The sequence below is a fragment of the Pseudomonas sp. M30-35 genome (genome assembly GCF_002163625.1).
Lineage (GTDB): Bacteria > Pseudomonadota > Gammaproteobacteria > Pseudomonadales > Pseudomonadaceae > Aquipseudomonas.
The window spans coordinates 123,714-145,864 of record NZ_CP020892.1 but is presented as its reverse complement, the minus strand read 5'-3'; the positions used below and the strand labels follow the sequence as shown (position 1 = coordinate 145,864).

The 22,151-nt window shown below is 57.0% G+C and carries 19 protein-coding genes; 10 read left to right on the top strand and 9 right to left on the bottom strand.

From position 1 onward, the window contains the following. Nucleotides 1-66: 66 nt before the first annotated feature. On the top strand, nucleotides 67-1,002 hold the full coding sequence (locus B9K09_RS00650; protein ID WP_177408691.1) for an AEC family transporter: 936 nt from the start codon (nucleotides 67-69) through the stop codon (nucleotides 1,000-1,002). A gap of 49 nt (nucleotides 1,003-1,051) precedes the next feature. Here B9K09_RS00650 and recD read toward each other — a convergent pair whose 3' ends face one another. The 5 genes from recD to trpB form a co-directional block, all read right to left on the bottom strand. Continuing rightward, complete coding sequence (recD, locus tag B9K09_RS00645; protein ID WP_087518919.1) at nucleotides 1,052-2,896, bottom strand: exodeoxyribonuclease V subunit alpha; 1,845 nt, start codon at nucleotides 2,894-2,896, stop codon at nucleotides 1,052-1,054. Further along, the gene (recB, locus tag B9K09_RS00640; protein WP_087514999.1) at nucleotides 2,896-6,489 is read right to left on the bottom strand and encodes an exodeoxyribonuclease V subunit beta; all 3,594 of its coding nucleotides are present in this window, start codon (nucleotides 6,487-6,489) and stop codon (nucleotides 2,896-2,898) included. Before recB ends, recD begins: the two co-directional genes overlap by 1 nt. Then, nucleotides 6,486-9,758, bottom strand: a complete 3,273-nt coding sequence (gene recC, locus B9K09_RS00635; RefSeq protein ID WP_087514998.1) for an exodeoxyribonuclease V subunit gamma — start codon at nucleotides 9,756-9,758, stop codon at nucleotides 6,486-6,488. The genes recB and recC overlap by 4 nt, the downstream gene beginning before the upstream one ends. Nucleotides 9,759-10,078: 320 nt before the next feature. Then, nucleotides 10,079-10,888, bottom strand: coding sequence for a tryptophan synthase subunit alpha (gene trpA, locus B9K09_RS00630; RefSeq protein WP_087514997.1), 810 nt, complete (start codon nucleotides 10,886-10,888; stop codon nucleotides 10,079-10,081). Further along, nucleotides 10,888-12,108, bottom strand: a complete 1,221-nt coding sequence (gene trpB, locus B9K09_RS00625) for a tryptophan synthase subunit beta (RefSeq protein WP_087514996.1) — start codon at nucleotides 12,106-12,108, stop codon at nucleotides 10,888-10,890. The genes trpA and trpB overlap by 1 nt, the downstream gene beginning before the upstream one ends. Nucleotides 12,109-12,257: 149 nt before the next feature. On the opposite strand from trpB, the gene B9K09_RS00620 reads away from it, so the two are divergent. From B9K09_RS00620 to B9K09_RS00600, 5 genes are all read left to right on the top strand, one after another. Continuing rightward, nucleotides 12,258-13,145: a LysR family transcriptional regulator gene (locus B9K09_RS00620; protein ID WP_087514995.1), complete on the top strand. Its 888-nt coding sequence runs from the start codon at nucleotides 12,258-12,260 to the stop codon at nucleotides 13,143-13,145. Between the two features lie 125 nt (nucleotides 13,146-13,270). Continuing rightward, nucleotides 13,271-13,483: a dodecin gene (locus B9K09_RS00615; protein ID WP_087514994.1), complete on the top strand. Its 213-nt coding sequence runs from the start codon at nucleotides 13,271-13,273 to the stop codon at nucleotides 13,481-13,483. A gap of 189 nt (nucleotides 13,484-13,672) precedes the next feature. Continuing rightward, the gene (locus B9K09_RS00610; protein WP_087514993.1) at nucleotides 13,673-14,605 is read left to right on the top strand and encodes an autotransporter domain-containing protein; all 933 of its coding nucleotides are present in this window, start codon (nucleotides 13,673-13,675) and stop codon (nucleotides 14,603-14,605) included. Nucleotides 14,606-14,738: 133 nt separating this feature from the next. Beyond that, on the top strand, nucleotides 14,739-15,734 hold the full coding sequence (locus tag B9K09_RS00605) for an LLM class flavin-dependent oxidoreductase (protein ID WP_087514992.1): 996 nt from the start codon (nucleotides 14,739-14,741) through the stop codon (nucleotides 15,732-15,734). Nucleotides 15,735-15,848: 114 nt separating this feature from the next. After that, the gene (locus B9K09_RS00600; RefSeq protein WP_087514991.1) at nucleotides 15,849-16,274 is read left to right on the top strand and encodes an OsmC family protein; all 426 of its coding nucleotides are present in this window, start codon (nucleotides 15,849-15,851) and stop codon (nucleotides 16,272-16,274) included. Between the two features lie 32 nt (nucleotides 16,275-16,306). Here B9K09_RS00600 and B9K09_RS00595 read toward each other — a convergent pair whose 3' ends face one another. Together B9K09_RS00595 and B9K09_RS00590 are read right to left on the bottom strand one after the other, a co-directional pair. Then, a complete protein-coding gene (locus tag B9K09_RS00595) occupies nucleotides 16,307-16,723 on the bottom strand; it encodes a hypothetical protein (protein ID WP_087514990.1) in 417 nt (138 codons plus the stop codon). 51 nt (nucleotides 16,724-16,774) lie between these two features. Beyond that, on the bottom strand, nucleotides 16,775-17,191 hold the full coding sequence (locus tag B9K09_RS00590) for a hypothetical protein (protein WP_087514989.1): 417 nt from the start codon (nucleotides 17,189-17,191) through the stop codon (nucleotides 16,775-16,777). 114 nt (nucleotides 17,192-17,305) lie between these two features. Here B9K09_RS00590 and B9K09_RS00585 point away from each other — a divergent pair, with 114 nt between their 5' ends. Then, the gene (locus tag B9K09_RS00585) at nucleotides 17,306-18,379 is read left to right on the top strand and encodes an aminopeptidase (RefSeq protein ID WP_087514988.1); all 1,074 of its coding nucleotides are present in this window, start codon (nucleotides 17,306-17,308) and stop codon (nucleotides 18,377-18,379) included. 73 nt (nucleotides 18,380-18,452) lie between these two features. Further along, nucleotides 18,453-18,713, top strand: a complete 261-nt coding sequence (locus tag B9K09_RS00580) for a DUF1161 domain-containing protein (RefSeq protein WP_087514987.1) — start codon at nucleotides 18,453-18,455, stop codon at nucleotides 18,711-18,713. 33 nt (nucleotides 18,714-18,746) lie between these two features. Here B9K09_RS00580 and B9K09_RS00575 read toward each other — a convergent pair whose 3' ends face one another. Then, nucleotides 18,747-19,394, bottom strand: a complete 648-nt coding sequence (locus B9K09_RS00575) for an HAD family hydrolase (RefSeq protein WP_087518918.1) — start codon at nucleotides 19,392-19,394, stop codon at nucleotides 18,747-18,749. A gap of 406 nt (nucleotides 19,395-19,800) precedes the next feature. Here B9K09_RS00575 and B9K09_RS00570 point away from each other — a divergent pair, with 406 nt between their 5' ends. Then, complete coding sequence (locus B9K09_RS00570) at nucleotides 19,801-21,114, top strand: sulfite oxidase (RefSeq protein ID WP_087514986.1); 1,314 nt, start codon at nucleotides 19,801-19,803, stop codon at nucleotides 21,112-21,114. Between the two features lie 8 nt (nucleotides 21,115-21,122). Further along, a complete protein-coding gene (locus B9K09_RS00565; protein WP_087514985.1) occupies nucleotides 21,123-21,509 on the top strand; it encodes a hypothetical protein in 387 nt (128 codons plus the stop codon). A 64-nt stretch (nucleotides 21,510-21,573) separates the two neighbouring features. On the opposite strand, the gene B9K09_RS00560 is transcribed toward B9K09_RS00565, so the two are convergent. Then, on the bottom strand, nucleotides 21,574-22,116 hold the full coding sequence (locus tag B9K09_RS00560) for a gamma carbonic anhydrase family protein (protein ID WP_087514983.1): 543 nt from the start codon (nucleotides 22,114-22,116) through the stop codon (nucleotides 21,574-21,576). Nucleotides 22,117-22,151: the final 35 nt, after the last annotated feature.

The window sequence follows — 22,151 nt, the reverse complement described above, 5'->3', positions numbered from 1 at the left end:
ACACCGATTAAATTACAGCGGCTGTAGGCAACTTCAGTGTTGCGCTCCAGCACGCCACTGAGCAAGATAGCTGCCTATCTATCGCAGGAGGTTGCCGTGCTTGAGCTTCTACTGGCCTTATGGCCGTTATTTGCCCTGATTGTTGCCGGTTTCTATCTGCGTCGCTGGAATTTTCCCAATGAAGCCTTTTGGCCCGGAGCCGAACGCCTCAACTATTTCGTGCTATTCCCTGCACTGCTGTTCAGCAGTTTAGCCCGCGCGCCACTGGACAATCCGACACTCAAGCAACTGGCACTGGCCGTCATGCTTGGGCTGGGTATCGGTTGGCTGGCGTTGCTGCTAATGCGCCGTGTACGTGGTTGGCCCGCGGCTCGCTTTGGAGTGTTTACCCAAGGCACTCTGCGCTTCAACACCTATCTTGGCCTGGCGGCTGTCGGCAGTTTATTTGGTCAACCGGGGCTGACATTGGCCGCGCTGATGCTAGCGTTGATGGTGCCGACGGTTAACGTGTTGTCGGTGTGGTCGTTAACCGCTGAACGCGGCGTCAGTGTGCGCAGCCTGCTGTTGCCGATCGCCAAAAACCCGCTCATTCTCGCCTGCGTCGGTGGCGCGCTAATCAATCTCTGTGGCATTGGCTTACCCGGCGGTACGGATCGGTTGCTCAGTCTGCTAGCCGCCGCCAGCCTGCCACTGGGCCTGCTTTGCGTTGGCGCGGCGTTGAAACCTGAAGAACTGGGCGGGGAAATTCCGGCACTGGCTTGGAGCAGCCTGGCACGCTTGATCGGCATGCCACTGCTTGCATGGGCGATTGCACAGGTTCTAGGACTGCCAGCAATGGAAACCACGGTACTGGTATTGTTCTTTGCCCTGCCAACAGCGCCCACCGCCTACGTGCTGACTCGTCATCTAGGCGGTGACAGCCAGTTGATGGCAGGCTCAATCACCCTGCAAACCTTGCTCGCCGCCGCAAGCCTGCCGGTTATTTTGATGCTGCTGGGCTAAGGGAACCTCTGAAAAATGTAGCGCAGTAGTTTTTCAGAGGTTCCTAGGCTCAAAATAGATCCAGCTGGCCCTGACTCCGAGGTTCAGCCAACTCATCACTGGGCGCCTGCTGAACCTGATCAGTCGGCACCTTCGCCAACCGCTCAGCCAATCCAGCAGCGCGCTCGGCACGCGTCGTCACGGCTTCGGCCAGGCGCTGGGGCAAGCCCCAAATCTCGACCTTGTGTTTGGCTCGGGTAATACCGGTGTAGAACAAGCTTCTGGTCAGCAGCGGGCTTGGTTGCTCAGGCAACGCCAGCAAGACTTCGCTGAACTCCGAGCCCTGACTTTTATGCACGGTCATGGCAAATGCACTGTCGTGACTCGGCAGCCGCGCCGGGGCGAAGGGTCTAAAACCCTGCTCGCCCTCGAAGAACACCCGCAAGCCATGTTCTGTCGGCAAGCAGATACCAATGTCACCGTTGAACAAGCCCAGCGCATAGTCGTTTTGCCGGACCATCACCGCTCGCCCGGCATACCAACGTTCACGACTGGCGACTTGCTGGCGCCGCCTGATGCGCGCCTCCAACGCTTCGTTGATGCCCGCGACACCCCATGACCCTTCACGCTGAGCGGTGAGTACACGAAAATCATTGAAGGCACTGAATACGGCTTCTGGGTCGGCGTGTTTAACCGCTTGGAAATAACCGGCGTAGCCCTCAGTCAAACGCTCAAGCAGGTCGGTTGCGTTCGGTTCGGCCTGCCACGCAAGGTCTGCCCGCGATTCCCTGAGCAAACTCAAGGTACCCGGCACGTCACCGCTGTTAATTCGTCGGGCCAATTCGCCAATCCCGCTATCACCGGCGAATCGGTGGCTGTGTGTAAGTAACACCACGGCATCGCCGAGCGCCGAGCGCGGCGACTCGACCTCGAGCTTTTGCCCGGTGAGGCGCTGCAGGTCGCTCACCGCTTGCGCATCAAAACCACGGCCTTCACACAGCTCAGCAAACACGGCACCGGCTTCAACCGCTGCCAGTTGATCTTTATCACCGAGCAAAATCAGCCGCGCTTTGGGCGGTAAGGCATCGACCAACTTGGCCATTAATGCCAGATCAACCATTGACGCTTCATCGACCACCAGCACATCGAGCGGTAGAGGATTGGCCGCAGTGTGGCGTACTTGTGGGCTATCGCCTCGGCTACCGAGTAGGCGGTGCAAAGTACGCGCCTCTTCCGGAAGCATCTGCTTGACCGCATCGCTGACCGGCAATGTGGCTTTAGCGTTGCGGATTGCTTCGGCCATGCGCGCCGCAGCCTTGCCCGTCGGCGCACCAAGGCCAATCGCTAATTGCTCGCCGCCCGGTTGCTCAAGTAACGCCGCGAGCAAACGCACCACGGTGGTGGTTTTACCGGTGCCGGGGCCGCCGGAAATCACCGCTAGATTACGCCGCACCGCTTGCGCCGCAGCGAGACATTGCCAGTCGGGTTGCTGCGTATTAAAAGCAAACAAACGCGTTAGGGTTTGCCCAAGGACAGTTTCATCAACCGTTGGCAGAGCGGCTGAACGGGCCAACAATTGCTCAGCAAGTTGCTGTTCATACGCCTGATAACGCGCCAGATATAAACGCTGACCATCGATTATCAAAGGTGTGAAATCACCAGCCTTACCCACCAATGGCGAGGCGTGCAGAATACTCAACCACTCAGTCAGCGCAGGTAATTGAGCCGTGTTTTCTGGCCACGGACGTTGGCCTGCCGTGCGCGATAAATCCAGGCAAACGTCACCTTTTTCCAGCGCGGCGCAAGTCAATGCAGCGGACGCCAATACCCACGCATCTGCGTCCGGCTGCAACCGTTGCAGGCTCTGTACCAACGCACGCTCCAAGGCGCCGAGTGACAACTGAGCAAGATCAATCATGCCGGCACCTCGGCGCTGAATAACAGGTCAAGCGCATCCAGCAACTCATCACTGGGCCGTGAGAAATACACGCCGGCGCTCGGCATACCGCGTAGGAACAAGTAATACGCGCCACCGATTTTCTCGTTATCAAAGTCGCTCAAACGCTGACGCAGAAAGCGCCGCAGAGCGACCAGATAAATCAGGTACTGCAAATAATAATGTTCTCTGGCCAAGGCTTGAACGAGCCGCTCACCGCCGTAGAAACTGGCGTCAGGACCGAGCCAGTTGGATTTGTAGTCAGCGATATACCAACGCCCCTGATATTCAAATGTCAGGTCGATAAAACCTTTCAGAAAGCCCTGCAAGCTGTCGAACTCAAGGCGTGCTGCCGCTTCACGCATGGGCTCTGGCAGACCATATGCCGGGTCAGTCAGAATGGCGCGCAAGCGTTGCACATCCAAACGTGTCACCGGGAAGGTAAACCCCAACTCAGGCAAGCGACGCGCGCCAGCAAGGGTGGTCAACGTCAGGCCCGCGCCGTCCAAATCAGTATCGAGCACTTGTTGCAGGTGGTTGCGGGCGATTTCAGTCCAGTCGCTGGAAATTCCGTGGCCGCTCAAGGCTGGCTCAACCAACTCCGCCAGCGGCGCTTTGTTACAGGCCCAGTCTTCAAGAATCGCATGCAAGCACGTACCGGCGCGGGCGCCACGGGGGAAGCCATAAAAACCTGAGCCTGGCTCGCTGGCGTCTGGAATCACCAAACCATCGCGATCTGGCGCCTCCATGTGCATACCGGCCGATAAGCCAGAGAAACTGCCAATGCGCCAACTGCTGTGCAGGCTGCGTTGCAACTGCGTCAATTGTTCTGGAGCGGGAGCGCGATGCTCGCCAGCGGCACTGGCTTCGGCTTCAAGCAGCGGCGTCAGGCCAATATGCTGCTGACTGTTATTGGCCAGCGTCTCAAGCTCTGCATGTATGCCCTGTGGCGTCAGGCTTTGCATGTGTGTGGCCAGTTCGACGAGTGGATCATTGCCCGGCAAGTCACGGCCCTGTAGCAGCCACGCCAAGGCACTGCTGTGCAGGCCTTCATCACTCAGCGTGCCGTCTTTTTTCGGCTTGCAATCGACCGCGCCCCAATGCAGCCAAAGGCGTACGGCAGCGCGGGTCATCGCTACATAAGTCAGGCGCAAACGTTCGGCAAAACGTTCCTGCCGCGCCAGTTGCCGGTGTTGCTCCAACTGCTCGCCACCAAGATCAAGCAACGGCGTGCCGTCTTCGGCATGACAGGTGATGTCTTCGCTCTTGCGCAGCAACGCGCCATCCCACAGATAGGGGCAAAACACCAAGGGGTATTCCAGACCTTTTGAAGTGTGGATGGTGACAATCTGTACCCGTTCGGCATCGCTCTCAAGACGCAGCAGCGCCTCTTCGCCGTGGTTATCCACAGTGCGCTGCGCGTTGAACCACGCCAGTAACTGCTCCATGCCCGGACGCTGCAGGCTTTCGGTTTGCAGCAGCTCGGCCAGATGCAGCAAGTTGGTCAAGCGCCGTTCGCCATCGACCACCGCAAGCAAACGCTGGGCAACACCTTGCTCATCCAACCAAGCGCGGAAGGCGCGCATAAAACCTTGCTGTTGCCACAGCTGATGATACCGCTCAGCCGCCTCTCGCTCCTGATCCCAAGCCCGCGCATCATCCTGGCAGGCCGCCAAATCCGCAGCGCTGCGCCCCAGCAAGCGTGTGGCCAAAGCATAACGCAACGCACCTTCGCGGCCCGGCTCAGCGTAGGCCGCCAGCACCGCGGCTAACGCCTCGGCCTCTTCGCTGTGCCACACACTTTCTTTACCTCGGCGCACACTCGGCACACCTCGCACAGACAACTGCGCGGCGACTTCAGCGGCTTGCCGGTGGCTGGCAACCAATACCGCAATATCTCCGCCCTTGAGCGGTGCGTGCACACCATCATCGTCGAAATAGGCTTGGCCTTTAGCGCTCGCCGCCAGCAAGCAGGCGATACGCCGAGCGGTGTCGATAGCGACCAGACTGCCCGCCTCGCCTTTGCTCAAATAGTCATCCGCCAACCACACCAACGCTAATGAGGCATCGCTTTGCCCCTCCAGCGTTGGCAGCACCAGCTTGGCTCGCGCCTTGTCGCTGGCACCTACGGTTGGATAATCCAGGCCCTCGACAGCAAATGGCATCGGCCGGGCAAAAACCTGGTTAAGCGCGCTGATCAGTTGCGGTGTCGAGCGATGGTTGGTGGCCAAACTGTATTGCCGGGCAGCCTCACTGCGCGCAGTGAAATAGGTCGCCAAGTCCGCGCCACGAAATGCATAAATCGCCTGCTTGGGATCGCCAACAAAACACAGATCCGCACTATTAGCAGGCTCATCGATGACCAGCGATGGCTCACGCCCGCTGTCGCTGTAGATACGCCGGAATATCTGATACTGAATCGGATCGGTGTCCTGAAACTCATCAATCAGTGCCAGCGGATACTGCTCGCGCAACGTCGCGGCTAGATGCTCACCGCCTTCGCCATACAGCGCTTGTTGCAAACGGTTGAGCAGATCATCAAACGCCAGCATGCGTTGCGCCGCTTTGCGTGCAGGCAGTTGTTCATTGAGCTGGCCAATCATCCGAACTTGCAGGTCGATCAAGCGTTGTTCAGCTTCAGGCTGCGCCGCATCCAGTGCGTCACACAAGCCCTGCAAAGCATCGGCGACCGCTTCCAATGGTGCATCAAAGCCTTTGTTGGTGCCTTTGATCAGCGTTTCGCGGGCTAATTTACGCAGGCCGTCAACCTTGCCAAACAGCCCAGCTGCATCGCTGAAATAGCCGTCCAGCTCAAGCTGCCATAAAGCAAATTTCTCGGCGCTGAAGCTGCGCTTATTGAAGCCGTCAAAGGCTTTAAGCTGCTCAATCCAACCCGTTCCCTGACGCAACCAGAAGTCTTTGGCGTGCTGCCAGGCGTTACGCAGCTCAGCTAACTGCGCAGGGGCGCTTGGTGTCGGCTCAATGCGCAAATAGGGTTTGCCCAAGTGGCTGCGCAAACGCTGGCGCAACACTTGCGGAGTGATTTTCTGCTGAACCAGAAACGCCGCCCATTCAGGCTCTGCGCTGGCCAATTCGATACGCCAGAGATCCGCGATCAACGCATCCAATAGTTCGCGATCATCCTGGGTCAGCTCGTTATCAAAATCGCCGCCGGCTTCAAACGCAGCATCTTGCAGTGCGCGCTGACAGAAGCCGTGAATGGTGAAGATCGCCGCCTGGTCAAAACCATGCACAGCAAGCAACAAGCGCCGGTGACTCGCCGAATCAGGGAACTGGTCATGCAAGGCATTAAGCAAGGTATCAGTGCCATGGCCTTGCTCGTAAACCACCAGCAACTCCGCCAGTCGCTTGCGCACGCGCTCACGCAGTTCAGCCGTGGCCGCGGTGGTGTAAGTCACCACCAGAATCTGGGAAACGGACAGCTGTTTTTCGAGCAGCAGGCGCGCATAAAGCAAGGTCAAGGTGAAGGTTTTACCCGTGCCAGCGCTGGCCTCGATCAGCGAGCGGCCACTGAAGCTGTCGTGCAGCAGGTCTAACTTGGCGCCACTCATTGCTCTTCCTCATCGCCTTGCAGGGCGTCCAGCGCGGGGCCATACAATTGCTCAGCCAATGTCTCAAAGCGCTCATTCAGCGGTTCACGGTCACGAAAAGCCAGCGCGTTCCATGGGTCCTGACTTTCGCCGATCATAAAGTCATTTCCCAGCCACAGAATGCGCGCTTCACTGCGCGCGGCATCAATCGGTTCTTTGCGCCCCGGTTTGCGCCACTTTTTAGCGAAGCCATAACTGCATTTGGCCAACACAGGTAACGGCTCACACAAGGCCGAGCGGTAAGCCAACAGCCACGGCTCGAGTAGCTCACGGGCATTGCTCAGTGCGCCAAGACGCCACTCGCTTTTGGGTGACAACAATCTGCTCTCACGACAAACAGCTGGGTTATCGCTGCAGTTGAGCAGCAAGTGACGCAACCAGAATGGCGCCAGCTCCCACGCGCCCAAGTCACGCAAGCGGTAATCGAACAGGCCACTCTCGCAAACACCTTCCAGCCAACCATGAATGCGCACACCCGCGAGTTTGATATCGACCAATACCGGCTGCGGTGCATCGTCCGGACGCTCGGCAAACAGGCTCGGCGCAAAGGCTCTAATCGGCCCGCGAATTTGCCCCCAATACGCCTGCCCCAACTCACCGACCGGCAGCCAACCCGATGCCGCCGCGACTGCACGCTCCTCGGCTTCACTCCAGTTGCGCTCAATCGCCTGTAGAGCTAACTGACGCAAACCGTGGGTCGATGTCCACTCAACGCTAAAGGGTTCGTCACCCGCCAATGCGTCCTCGGTTTGCGCCAGGCGCAGGCCCAAACGCTGCTCAAGCAGATAACGCGCAGGGTGTTTGAAGCAATGAATCAATTGGCTCGGCTCAAGTGTCAGCCACTCTTCATCCGGCTCCGGCAAGCGCTCGACAAAAGGCTGGGCAAGCATATTCACCGGTTCAGCGAGACGCTGCGCCGCGCGAAACCAGGGCGCGGCAAAGCCGGCATGGCGCTCGCCCTGAAAGTTAGCCGGGGCAAACGGCTGCAACGGATGCTGGAGGACGATGTGCTTGCTCGCAGTTTGCGCGTAGGCATGTTCCGCACCGGCGCACACGGCAGTCAGATCGACCACTTCGAGCAGTTCACTGATCAACACCGAAGGCGGCAACTCAGCGTTACTGCGCGGGTCACGCCCGACATAGCTGAGGTACAGACCACCGCGAGCGCTAAGCAGGGTTTCGAGCAGCAAATAACGATCATCCAAACGCCGCGCCCGATCACCACGGCGTGGTTTCTGGCCGATCAAATCGAAGCCAGCCGCTGGTGTTCTGCGTGGCAGCGCGCCGTCATCCAGCCCGAGCAGGCAAACCTGTTTGAAGGGCAAGCTGCGCATCGGCACCATGGTGCAAAAGGTCACTGCGCCAGTTAAAAACCCGGAGGCACCGCTGCCCTGCTCAAGTGCGGCGCTGAGTTGCTGACGAATCAGCGCTAACTCAAGCGGTCGTTCGATACCGGATGCCAGCGCCTGCTCCTGCAATGCCGCGCAAGCCTTGGACAGCAACAATAAAGTGTCGCCCGCCTCGCGCTCATCAAACAGGTTATCGACCAGCTCAAGTAAGGTCTGCGCCCACTCACTCAATGAACGCGAGCGCTGCATGTTTTGCGCTAATCCGGCAAGTCGTTCAACAAACCCGGCCAAGCGCCCGAGCAATTGGCCGCGCGCACCTTCGAGCGCATCCAGCGGCCAGCTTTCACCCAGCAGCGGCGCAGCCAAACCGGCTAATTGCGGCGGCGCGGCAAACCCCAGCAACAGGCGATCAAGTCCCTGACGCCAGGTGAATGCTGCATCGGCCGGTAAACCCAATTGCTGGCGGTGGCTGCTGTCGCGTCCCCAGCGCACGCCAGCGTCGTGCAGCCAATCGCGTATCAGCGGTAAATCTTCGGCTTCAATCCCGGCCTTTCTGGCGATCGCGGGCTGTTCAAGCCAGGTCAGTACTTCCTCTGCAGCAAAGCGGCTGTCGGGTAAACCGAGCAGGCTGATAAACGCTTCAATCAACGGTATTTCAGCGCGCATGCTGCGGTCGGCAAGGCTGAACGGTATACGCGGCACGCCTTCACGCGGCGCAAATACCGCTTCGATGTAAGGCGCATAGCGCTCAATATCCGGGGTCAGCACGACCACCTGATCGGGCGTCAGCTCTGGGTCTGCTTTGAAGCGTGCGAGTAATTGGTCGTGGAGGATTTCGACCTCGCGCAGCGGCGAGTGAGCGACGTGAACTTCTAGCGAACGATCATCTTCACGCAGTAGCAAACGCTGCTCGGGCGTACGCGTTTGCAAGCGCAAAATATCGTTCTGCAGGGCTTGCAGCAGACTGTCGTCGTGCAATGCATCGTCTTCTGAATACAAGCCAATCTCTTGGCTGCCTTCACTGCTGGCGAGAGAGAACAAGCTGTCAAAGAAGTCGCGCCCCTGTTTGCCCAGGCTTGCCAATAATGGGTGACCGACATCCAGATACCAGTCATCCGGGCTCAATTCTGGCTGGCGTGCCAGCTCGCGGATATCACGAATTTCACCCCACGCCTCGCGACACGGGTTGAGCGCGAAGATGATCACCTCAGTGTGTTTGGCCAAACCATCGAGCACACGCATGTGGTGCGGCGGCAAGCTGCTGATGCCAAACACCAGCAGCCGCTCCGGCATATCGGCAATTGCGTCACCGCTGTACAAGCGACTGAGCAAATCATCGAGCAAGCGCGCGCGGTGCGGGTGACCATCTTTGGTCAGTTCACGCCAGAGCAAGGCTTGCCAGGCTTCATCCGGGCCCAGGTCCAGCAACTCGTCACGTTCCCACGCGGCCAGCCAGTCATCGCGGTAGAGCAGATATTGGTCAAAGACGTCAGCGATTTTCGCCGCCAGCGACAACCGGCGGCGCTCATCACCGCCTTCAAGGTAATGTGCCAATCGTGGGGTTTGCGCGAGATTGTCGACTTCGCAAAGCCAGTCATACAGACGCCAGCTCAGCGTGGTCGGTGAGAACGCCGACTGCTCAGGCAACTGGCCGAGCGCCAAGCGTGATAAATCCCAGACAAATTTAGCGGGCAGTTGCACATCCAACTGCATGGCGATGCCTTGCTTACGCGCCAACTCAAGCGTCAACCAGCGCCCCATGCCCTGACTCGGCACCACCACTTTGATTGCCGCGAACGGGTCACGCAGCGGTTGGGCGAGCAGCGTGGTCGCAAGCTCACCAAGGGTTTCCAAGTCTGGCGCGTGATACAGAGTCAGCATGGGTCACATCACATCCGGGCAATCTGTTTAGATTAACAGTTCAGCAAGGTGACAACAGACTCCGGGGCCGCAATCTTTCACGGGATACAAGACCCGTGAGGCGGATCAAAAACCGCTATCGGGCGTAGGGTGTGACAACGCGAAGCTTGTCCACAACAATTGCCAAGCTCCGGGCCGCATATGGCGGACAGAAAAGCGCTGTCCTCCCTACAGAAAAACGTTCATCTGCGTAGGGTGCGACAACGCGAAGCTTGTCCACCATGGCTCAACCCCTCAAATCCTCGGGCTTGAGCCAATCGTCCGCCCCAACTGCAACAGCGTTACTTACGCGCGCCGCGTACCCCTTCAGCCAACTGGCTGCACAGGTCGAGCACACCTTTAATGGCGGCATCGCTGCTGTCGGCTTTTTCGATTTGATCGATCAGCGCCGAACCCACCACAACACCATCAGCCAAACGGGCGATGGTTGCAGCGTGTTCAGGGGTGCGGATACCAAAGCCGATGCTAATTGGCAGATCCGTGTGGCGACGCAGGCGCGCAACCGCCTGCTCGACGTGCTCCAGCGTGGCCGCACCAGCACCAGTCACACCCGCAACCGAGACGTAGTAAACAAAACCCGAGCTGCCGTTGAGCACTTTCGGCAAACGCTTGTCGTCAGTGGTTGGGGTGGTCAGGCGGATAAAGTCGAGCCCCGCCGCTTGCGCCGGATCACACAAATCAACGTTATGCTCTGGCGGCAGATCGACCACGATCAAACCATCAACACCAGACTCTTTGGCCTCGGCGATAAAGCGCTCAACTCCGTATTTGTGAATCGGGTTGAAGTAACCCATCAATACCAGCGGAGTGCTTTGGTCGTCCTGGCGAAACTCACGCACCATCTTCAGGGTCTTGGCCAGGTCTTGCTTGGCGGCCAAGGCGCGAATATTGGCCAGCTGGATCGCCGGGCCATCAGCCATTGGATCGGTAAACGGCATACCCAGTTCGATGACATCAGCGCCCGCCTTCGGCAAGCCTTTGAGAATCGCCAATGAGGCGTCATAACCGGGATCGCCTGCGGTGACGAAGGTCACCAGCGCGGCGCGATTTTGTTGCTTGAGTTCGGCAAAACGAGCGTGCAGGCGGCTCATCAGTGGTTCTCCTGCTGATTTACGGCATCAGCCATGTGATGCATAACGGTTTGCATGTCTTTGTCACCGCGACCTGACAAGTTGATAACCATCAAGTGGTCGCTTGGCAGGCTCGGTGCACGCTTGAATACTTCAGCCAATGCGTGGGCGCTTTCCAGTGCCGGAATGATGCCTTCAAGGCGGCAGCATTTATGGAAGGCATCGAGCGCTTCGTTGTCGGTGATCGAGGTGTATTGCACGCGGCCAATCTCATGCAACCATGCGTGCTCCGGGCCAATACCCGGATAATCAAGCCCGGCTGAAATTGAGTGCGCATCAATGATCTGGCCGTCGTCATCTTGCAGCAAGAACGTGCGATTGCCGTGCAGCACGCCAGGAACGCCACCGTTAAGGCTGGCTGCGTGCTTGCCGGTTTCAATACCGTGACCGGCCGCTTCAACACCGATGATTTCAATTGATTGGTCATCAAGAAACGGATGGAACAGGCCCATGGCGTTAGAACCACCGCCGATGCAAGCCACCAGGCTGTCTGGCAGACGGCCTTCTTGCGCCTGCATTTGGTCGCGGGTTTCTTTGCCGATCACTGCCTGGAAGTCACGCACCATCGCTGGATACGGGTGCGGCCCGGCAACAGTACCGATCAGGTAGAAGGTGCTATCGACGTTGGTAACCCAGTCGCGCAGCGCTTCGTTCATCGCATCTTTCAGGGTGCCAGTGCCAGCAACCACCGGAATCACGGTGGCGCCCAGCAACTTCATGCGGAAGACGTTGGCCTGCTGACGATCAATGTCAGTGGTGCCCATGTAAATCACACATTCGAGGCCAAAGCGTGCCGCAACAGTTGCAGTGGCAACGCCATGCATGCCTGCGCCAGTCTCAGCGATGATGCGTTTTTTACCCATGCGCCGCGCCAGCAGGATCTGACCGATGCAGTTGTTAATTTTGTGCGCGCCAGTGTGGTTGAGCTCTTCACGCTTGAAGTAAATCTTCGCCCCGCCGCAATGCTCGGTCAGTCGCTCAGCGAAATAAAGTGGGCTTGGACGGCCCACATAATCGCGCTGAAAGTAAGCCAGCTCCTTAGCAAACTCAGGATCTTGCTTGGCTTTTTCGTATTCGTCAGCCAAATCGTGAATCAACGGCATCAGGGTTTCGGCGACGTACTGACCGCCAAACGCGCCAAACAGGCCGTTGGTGTCAGGACCATTGCGAAATGAAGTCATGATTTGCTCCTCAATCTAATCTAAACGGCTGGGTCATGGGCATGGGCCACGAGCAAATGCTTAACCCTCAAACAATGGACACAGGATAAGACTGTGTGATCTAGGGGAAAAGCGATAAGATTGCGACAACCTGTCAGGAAAACTCACATATGAGCCAAGACCTTCCGCCCTTGAATGCATTACGTGCATTCGAAGCCGCAGCCCGCCTAAACAGCGTCAGCGCTGCGGCAGACGAGCTAAACGTCACGCATGGCGCCGTCAGCAGACAGATCAAAGTGCTGGAAGAGCAGCTCGGCCTGACGCTGTTCAACAAGGACGGTCGCGGTCTTAAACTCACAGATTCAGGCGTGCGTTTGCGCGATACCAGCTCAGAGGTTTTCCAACGATTGCGGCAAACCTGCGCGGAGCTCAAACAAGGGCAAGCTGAATCACCCTTTGTTCTGGCCTGTCCCGGCAGCTTGCTCGCCCGCTGGTTTATCCCTCGGCTCGACCGGCTGAACCGCGAACTGCCCGACCTACGCTTACAGCTGTCTGCCAGCGAAGGCGACCTGGACCCGCGCGGCGCGGGTGTCGATGCCACGCTATGGTTTGCCGAGCCGCCGTGGCCTGCGGACATGCGTGTATTCGAGTTGGCAGCGGAGCGTATCGGCCCGGTCGTAAGCCCGCGCTATAGCCACTTTAATGCGCTGGCGCAGGGTTCTGCCGAAGGTTTACTCAACGAGCCGCTGCTGCACACGACCTCACGCCCGCAAGCGTGGCCCAGCTGGGCACAGAGCAATGCCATCACCCCAGCAAAGTTGCGCCTAGGCCAAGGTTTCGAGCATTTGTATTATTTGCTGGAAGCCGCTGCGGCCGGGCTCGGTGTCGCCATCGCCCCGCAACAACTGGTTGCTGACGACTTGGCGGGCGGGCGCTTAGTGGCCCCCTGGGGTTTTGTTGAAACCTCGGCACGGCTGGCATTATGGGTACCGAAGCGCCAGCTGGATAAGCGCGCAGAGCGCCTGGCGCGATGGCTAGAACGCGAATTATCGCGCTGACAACGCGGTTCTTGCCTAGGCTTAGAGTGAACGTTGCATGGATGGTGGCATCAGTATTGATAAGTGCCTGATTAAGTCGGCGCTACAAGCCCCTATCCAAAAGTGATTTCACTAAGGAGCGCAGCATGTCAGACCATATCTACAAAAAAGTCGAAGTCGTTGGCTCATCTAAAACCAGCATCGACGACGCCATCAACAATGCCATTGCCGAATGCGCCAAGTCGATCCGTAACCTCGATTGGTTTGAGGTGGTCGAAACCCGCGGACACATCAAGGACGGCAAGGTTTGTCACTATCAAGTAACCCTCAAAGTCGGGTTCCGCCTGAGCAGTAGCTAAATCGCCTGAACCGGGCAGGCGAGCATAAGTGAAAACATGGCCTCGCCTGCGCAGTTCAAGGCATGTGCAAGTTTGCTGGTAACTGTAGACGCATCGCTCTAGCAAGGTGCTTAGCGGATGGTTAATTAGTCAGTGCGTGCTTGGTTTAACGTCTAGAATTCAGGCGAACGGATTACAGACACCTTGATCATGGCCAAACTTGCTACCCGGTTTACGCTCTTCGCGCTTATTGCTGCACCCACTGCTCATGCCGAACTGATGCTCGACGCCAGCGATGTCGAAGATCGGGTTAATGGTGTGCTGTCATTGATGTCTTACTCAATGACGCTCGACCTGGCCTCAAGCTCTCTGCAGATACAAGACAACTCCACAGGCAACCCGAGCATCAAGATGACGCAGCTCGGTGGTGGGGCGACCATGAGCAAATCATTCCCGTTGTATCTCGAAGGCGCCGCAGCCTACAGCCGTTACGACCCACGCTTTGTCGCAACTGATGGCGCCGAGCGCCGCTCGATTCCGGTCAAATGGAACTCAGTCTCTGCAACCGGCGGTGTCGGCTGGGACTTCCCCATCAGCGATGAAGTGGTAGTGCGCCCAATCGCCAGCGTGGGTCTGGGCTACATGACCAGCGACATCAACGCGGCGCGGATATTTATCAACCGCAAGACCAATAAACAAATCGAATTCCTCGACGACGGCCAGATGAGTGCACTGGGGCTGGGCGGCGCCATGATGCTCGACTGGGAACGTGTACGCCCCGACTACGAAGCTGATATCGAACTGCGCTACAGCTATATGAACTTGCAGCAGATCGGCGGTGATGAAGCCATCAACGGCGAAGTTACTGCCGAAACAGCTAACTTATGGTCACGCTGGCGAGCACCGACTGGCTGGGTGGTGATGCAGCGACCACTGCGCTATGTACTGGAGTTTTCCCACTCTGAATACCTGGGCGAGCAACGCGGCGCCTTGGGCTTTGACCGATTGTCGACTTTTGGTCTCGGCGTCGAATTCGACTCCAGCGCATATGACGTGTTTATCACCCGCACCCGCCTGGTGCTACGACAAATGGTCGGGGACAACGTATCGGGCTTGTCACTAGGCCTAGCGGTTAGTTTTTAGTCTGTATTCACGCCGGGGTTGCTGGCCAAATCGATTACAGGGCTTGGAATCGACAAATTAATCCCCACTATTCAACTCAAGTATTGACGCAATAAGTTGCGTCGCACATTTGAGTATTTAAAAGGCCAAGCAGATGAGTGCTTTAGCAAACACTAAAATTTCTATCCTCGATCTAGCCCCAATCCGCGATGACGGCGACGCCAAGCAGGCTTTAAGCAATTCGTTGGACTTGGCAAAACATGCCGAGCAACTGGGGTTTAACCGTTTCTGGGTGGCTGAACACCACAACATGGACGGCATCGCCAGTTCAGCGACCTCGGTCTTGATCGGTTATCTAGCGGCCAACACCCAAAGCATACGCCTCGGTTCTGGCGGCGTAATGCTGCCCAACCACGCACCGCTGGTCATTGCAGAACAATTCGGTACGCTGGCAACGCTCTATCCTGAACGCATTGACCTGGGTTTGGGCCGCGCGCCCGGCGCTGATCAATACACTGCGCGCGCGCTGCGTCGTGACCGCAGCGGTAGCGCTGATGACTTCCCGCAGGATGTAGAGGAATTACAGCACTATCTCGGCCCGCGCACGCCCAATCAGCGGGTCGTGGCCATGCCCGGCAGCGACACCAATGTGCCAATCTGGCTGCTCGGCTCTAGCCTGTTCAGCGCGCAGCTCGCGGGCCAGAAAGGGCTGCCGTATGCGTTCGCCTCGCACTTTGCACCGCGCATGATGCATGAAGCGATTCGTATCTATCGTGACCACTTCACCCCCTCGGATGTACTCGACAAACCTTATGTAATGCTCGGCGTACCGCTGGTTGCTGCAGACACTGACGAGCAAGCTGAATACCTGGTGACCTCGGCCTATCAGCGGATTCTCTCACTCATTCGCGGGCAGAGCCTGGTCCAGCGTCCGCCAGTGGCGAGCATGGATGGCTTATGGCTGCCGCATGAGCGCAACGCGGTGGGCGAGTTCTTTGGTTTGGCCATGGTCGGCGGCCCGGAAAAAATCCGCGCTAAGCTTGAAGTATTGCTTGAACAAACGGGTGCCGATGAGCTGATGTTCACCAGCGACCTCTATGACTTCAGTGACCGCAAGCGCTCCTTCGAGATACTCGCGAGCCTGCGTTGAGGTGTGAGCCGTATCGGTTTGTTGCAAAACCCTAACCCCTGACGCCGCGCCACAGGCGAACTTGTTGGCGCGGCGGCACTCTCAATTAGGTACCCCTAAAGCAGGAGACGTTTGATGAAAAAGACCGCATCGGCCCATTGGCAGGGCAGTATCAAACAGGGCAAAGGCACGATCTCTACCGAGAGCGGCGTATTGTCAAAATCACCTTACGGCTTTAACACTCGCTTTGAAAACGAGCCGGGGACCAATCCTGAGGAGCTGATTGGCGCAGCGCATGCTGGCTGCTTTTCGATGGCGCTATCGCTGCAGCTTGGTGAAGCTGGAATGACCGCTGAAAGCATCGATACAAAGGCGGAGGTAACGCTGGATAAAGACGGCGATGGCTTCTCGATCACCGCCGTACATCTGACCTTGCACGCAAAAGTTCCGGGTGCTGATCGCGCCGCCTTTGAAAAAGCGGTACAGAACGCCAAAACTGGCTGCCCAGTTTCGAAAGTGCTGAATACAACCATCACCCTTGAAGCAACGCTCGACACTTAAGGGCTCTGATAAAGAGCGCTGAAAACTGCTGGCTAGAACGTACCGCAGCGCATGACCTCTGCTTTGGCAACGACATTGCGCTGCTCGTCATACAGCCAACCTTGCGCTTGACGCATCAACGGGCGGGCCTGCATCTGATAGCGCTTACCCGCTTCAAAGTTGTCGTAGCGGTATCGCAATTCGCAGGTCATCTGCACCGGCTCAGACATTCCCAGGTTGCCACCGCCGGGCACCTCAAACTGGAAACGCGCCTCCAGGTCATGCGCGCCTGGAGGCACTTGGAAGTAGCGCCCATCATTGAGACGCTTACCATCAAGTTTATTCGCCATCAGCAAATAGCCAGCACTGGCGTAAAGATCAACCCATGCCTGATTGGGTGATGGTTGCGGCAGCTCGGACGCGCAAGCGCTGAGTACAAGCGTGCAGGCGGTGAGTGCTATTCGATGCATGACAACCTCGTCAATGCGTGGGTAAGAAGATTCAGCATAGCGCTGTTTATCTTATATTTGCCCGCAACTGCCTTCGCGAGCCGTGCCTAGCAGTCGGTCATTTGTATCAAAGAGTTTGGCCCACGGCCGAAAGCCAACATAACCGGCCTCAAGTCGGTATGTCTGCCCCGCGACAAAATCATTGTATTTGACTGTCATCTCGCAACTGCGTGACAAAGGCGGCTCGTTACCGCCCATATTCGTCGCAGCCACATGAAAGCGTACCTGCGCATGCAACTCGTGAGCGCCAGGGCTAACTTGAAAGAAGCGATCGTCGTCCAAGTCTTTACTATCGACCTTGCTGGCAAGTAACTCGGTATCTTCGTCAGTTTTCAGGTCGACCCAGGCCATGCTTGGGTCATGGTTCGGCATAAGCAATGAACAACCGCTGATAAGTGCCAAACTGGTGACAGCCAAAAAAACACGCATGCAAGGGCTCCGATTTTAATTATTAAACGCTGGGATAGCGCCGCTATGTTTGAACGAAAAAGCCGCTAATACAGGGGCTGGCGGACGACCCGGCGGATGCAGTAATGTCCTGCCATGACGCCTACTTATCGCTCTCTACTCGACCGCATCCAACTGACATGGGTTCCGTTGCTGCTCATTGCCCTGCTGAGCGGTTGCTCCAGCGTTGATTACTACAGCCAACTGCTCGACGGGCAGGTTGATGTGTTGCAGCGTCGCCAAGCTATTTCGCAGATGCTCAGCGACCCCAAAACTGATACTCAATTGCATAAACGTCTTGCCCTGTCGCAACAGGCACGCAACTTCGCCAGCCAAGAGTTAGCCCTACCCGATAACCAAAGCTACCGGGTGTACGCGGATGTACAGCGGCCATTTGTGGTGTGGAATGTGTTTGCGACCCCAGAGTTCTCGCTAAAACCCAAACTGCATTGCTTCCCCATCGCCGGTTGCGTGGCGTATCGCGGTTATTACCAGCAAGGACGGGCGCGCGGGGCAGCGGCGCTACTCAAGCAACAGGGCCTGGATGTCTATATGGGCGGTGTTGAGGCGTATTCGACTCTGGGCTGGTTTGATGACCCGCTGCTCAACACCATGCTGCGCTGGAGTGATGAGCGTTTGGTCGCAGTGATTTTTCATGAGTTGGCCCATCAGCAGTTCTATGTCGCTGACGACACTGAATTCAATGAGTCCTTCGCCACCTTTGTTGAGCAACAAGGGCTTCGCCAATGGCTAAAGGCGCGGGGCCTGCCCGCAATGAACCCAGCAGCCGACCAGCAGCGCGAGCAGTTCACCCAGTTGGTGCTGGCAACCCGTGCGCGCCTGGAGGCGCTTTACGCCAGTGGCGAAACACCCGAGCAACTGCGTCAGGCCAAACAGGCCGAATTTCAACGCTTACGGACTGAGTACCGCGAGTTGCGTCAACGTAGCTGGGGAGGCATCGGCCGTTATGATGGCTGGATCAACTCACCGATGAATAACGCCAAACTGCTGCCCTTTGGACTCTACGACCAATGGGTGCCTGCCTTCGCCAAGCTGTTTGCCGAAGCTGACGGTGACTGGCCAAGCTTCTATCAAAAGGTCGCTCAACTCGGAGAATTACCGGCAAAGCAACGCAAGGCAGAGCTTGAATTGCGATTAATGGCAAATTAACAGTACAGGCGCCGAACTAGTTCCAGCTGTAGGCATCTAAATTAAACCTAATTGCTCCCCAAGGCGGTGCCTCATGCTTAACACAATCAAACCCCACACAGTTGTGGCACTTATTGCCCTCGCGGCCGGGTTACTGGGTAGTGTTGGTGCGCAGGCGGCCGTTAAGCCATGTGAAGAGCTCAAGCAAGAGATCGAGGTCAAAATTCAAGCCTCGGGCGTGCAGAGCTACACCTTGGAAATCGTCGCCAACTCAGAGGTTGAAGACGAGAACATGGTGGTCGGCAGCTGCGATGGCGGCACCCAGAAGATTATTTACCAACGTAACGACGGCTAGGTTCGGCTCAGCTCTTTAACCAAGAGGGCTAGATCAAAGCGTAAAGGCCTGATGTAACTGGTCAAGCGTTTGGAAGTGATAGCGCGGCTGCTCATCACTCAATTCAGCGAAGCTACCAAACCCATAACCAACCGCAGCGGCGTCCAAGCCATTGCTCCGCGCGCCGATCAGGTCGTGCTTGCGATCACCGATCATCAAACAGCTGTCTGGGGCTAAGCCCTCTTGCTCAAGCAGATGGGCGATCAGCTCGACCTTGTTGGTCCGCGTACCGTCTAACTCACTGCCGTATATCACCTTGAAATGCTCGGCAAAACCAAAGTGCTGGGCAATTTTCGTGGCAAATACCTGCGGCTTGCTGGTGGCCACATACAAGGTGCGTTGTTGGCTATTGAGCAAATTGAGCAGCTGTGGGATGCCGGCAAACATCTGGTTTTCATACAAGCCGACATCAGCAAAGCGCTCACGGTAGAAATTTACCGCTTGCCAGGCCTTGGCCTGATCAAACGCATAGGTGCTCATAAAGCACTGCAGCAGTGGCGGCCCGATAAAATGCTCAAGCGCTTGCAGGTCGGGTTCATCTATCCCCAGCTTGCCTAGCGCGTATTGCACCGAGCGGGTAATGCCTTCTCGCGGATCAGTGAGCGTGCCATCAAGGTCAAACAGGATGTTTTGATAATGCATTGAGCCGCCCGCTTCGAGCCGTGATTTGAGTATGCCCACCATACAAAAAATAAGGCGCCGAACAAACCTTAAAGCCTCCCGAGAATTATCGCCGATACACATCTGGACCGACGAATAACCCGCAACTGGTCATTGCCCAACTCGCTTAAGCCACCTACTGTCAAACTACAACTATGGCGCTCGGATTTTTTTGCGGTCGCCCCAAGGAACCTCTAAAAAAGGTAGCGAGCGACGGGAGTACAAGGCGAAAAGATGCGAAACCGACCGGGGTCGCGCTCGACTTTAGTTGTCCTAAATGAGCATTTTGAGCAGCTTTTTAACGCAGCACGGGCTGCCCCAGTAATACCTAGCGCAGTAGTTTTTCAGAGGTTTCCTAACAATAAAAGTTGGCAAGGAGAGGCCGAGTATGTCGAAAGACCAACGTGGCATTCATGAGTTGTATGCTGAAGACCCAGTCAAAGCGGAAAAGCTGCTGTGGGATCGTGAGACCGACCCGAGCCGCCGGGGATTTCTCAAACGCAGCAGTTTGCTGGCCATGGCGTCTGCCCTGGGCGCCAGCATTCCATACGCCCGATTCCTGCCTTTAGGCGTTATTCCGGCGGGGCTGGCTCACGCTGAAGGGCCCTTCACCATTGAAGGTAAAGACGGTCTCAAGGTGTTGAATGACCGCCCGCTGAACGCTGAAACACCCGCCCATTTACTAGACGATGAAGTCACGCCTGCGCGCCATATGTTCGTGCGCAACAACGGCATCCCACCCGACGTTAAAACGCTTGATGTGGCCAACTGGAAACTGGAAATCGCAGGTGAGTCATGTGTTACGCCCACCACTTTCTCCATTGCCGAGCTGCAATCACGCTTCAAACACTACACCTATCAACTGGTGGTCGAATGCGGCGGCAATGGCCGCAGTGAGTTTGTGCCAGCGGCAAGCGGTAACCAATGGACGGTAGGCGCAGTTGCCTGCCCAACATTTACCGGCGTGCGATTACGCGATGTGCTTGAAGCCTGTGGAATCAAAAAAGATGCCGTGTACATCGGCTATTACGGCACCGATGCGCACCCAAGTGGCGACCCAACCAAGCACGCGATCTCACGTGGCGTGCCAATGGACAAGGCACTGGAAGATCAGACCCTGATCGCCTGGGCCATGAACGATCAGCCGATTCCTTACCAAAATGGCCAGCCTTTGCGCCTGGTTTGTGGCGGTTGGCCAGCCTCGACCTCGGGCAAATGGCTGAACAGGATTGTTGTGCGCAACAAGGTCCATGACGGCAACAAGATGGCAGCGCCGTCTTATAGTGTGCCCAAGTATCCGGTTGCGCCGGGTAGTGATGTTCCCGTCGAAGACATGCAGATTATTCAGTCGATGCCGGTCAAATCGCTGATTACCTTCCCTAAATCAGGCATCAGCCTACCGCTTAAGCAGGCGTTGCAGGTGCGCGGCCACGCTTGGGCGGGCGATCTTGAAGTGAGCGAAGTGCATGTTTCAACCGACTTCGGCATCACCTGGCAACCCGCCAAACTGAAGGCACCGGTTAATCGCCTGGCATGGCAACACTGGAGCGCAGAACTGAACTTTAGCGAGAAGGGCTATTACGAGGTCTGGGCACGCGCAGTCGATAATCAGGGTAAATCACAGCCTATGCTGGTGCCGGGCTGGAACCCCAAGGGTTACCTGAATAACGCCTGCCACCGTATCGCTGTTCAAATAGTCTAGGAGGACGCATGGCCCATAAAACTGCCCTGAGTCTGTTACTACTCGGACTATTATCCGTCTCGGTCCAAGCGGCTGAAACCGCTGTGCAAGTCGACCCTGCCAGCGGCTTTATTATCGCGCCCGGCTGGGAAACCGTGCGCAATAACTGCATGGCCTGCCACTCGGCCAAACTGGTCACGCAAAACAGCGGCAGCCGCGAACATTGGCTGTCATTGATTCGCTGGATGCAGGACAAGCAAGGTTTATGGCCGTTCGATGCAAAAACCGAGGACACGATCCTCACCTATCTGAGCAGCAACTACGGCGCCAAAATTGAAACCAGGCGCCCAGCGTTATTGGCCGAACAGCTGCCGGATAATCCGCTGCGTAAACCTGCGCAACAGGAAGCGGATTGAGCCCAGTTCCCAAACACAACATCAGGCACACCTAAGGATGGGGGGCTGCGCTAGGCACGGCTGCTTACTGCCCGTAGCCTTCCAGCAAGTGCTGATCCTTCAGGCGCACATAATTACCGGCGGTATAACGGAAGTAACTGAGCTCTTCTTCGCTCAGCGCACGCGCCTGTTTAGCGGGGCTGCCGACATACAGGAAACCGCTCTGTAACCGCTTGCCCGGCGGCACCAGACTGCCCGCTCCAAGCACTACTTCATCCTCGATCACGGCGCCATCCATGACGATGCTGCCCATGCCAATCAGAATTCGGTTGCCAATGCTGCAGCCGTGCAGCGTGACCTTGTGGCCCACAGTTACATCGTCGCCAATATTCAGCGGATAGCCCGTGGGATTGAATGGCCCGGCGTGAGTAATGTGCAGCACACAACCATCTTGAATACTGCTGCGCTGGCCAATGCGAATGCTGTGCATGTCCGCGCGGATAACAGTCAGCGGCCAGACCGAGCTGTCGTCGCCAATCTCAACGTCGCCCAGCACCACAGCTGAGCTATCAACAAAAACGCGCTCGCCCAGTTGCGGAGTGAATTGCTGGTAAGTTCGAATAGACACGATAGATTCCTCTTAGCTGCTAATACTCACGATTC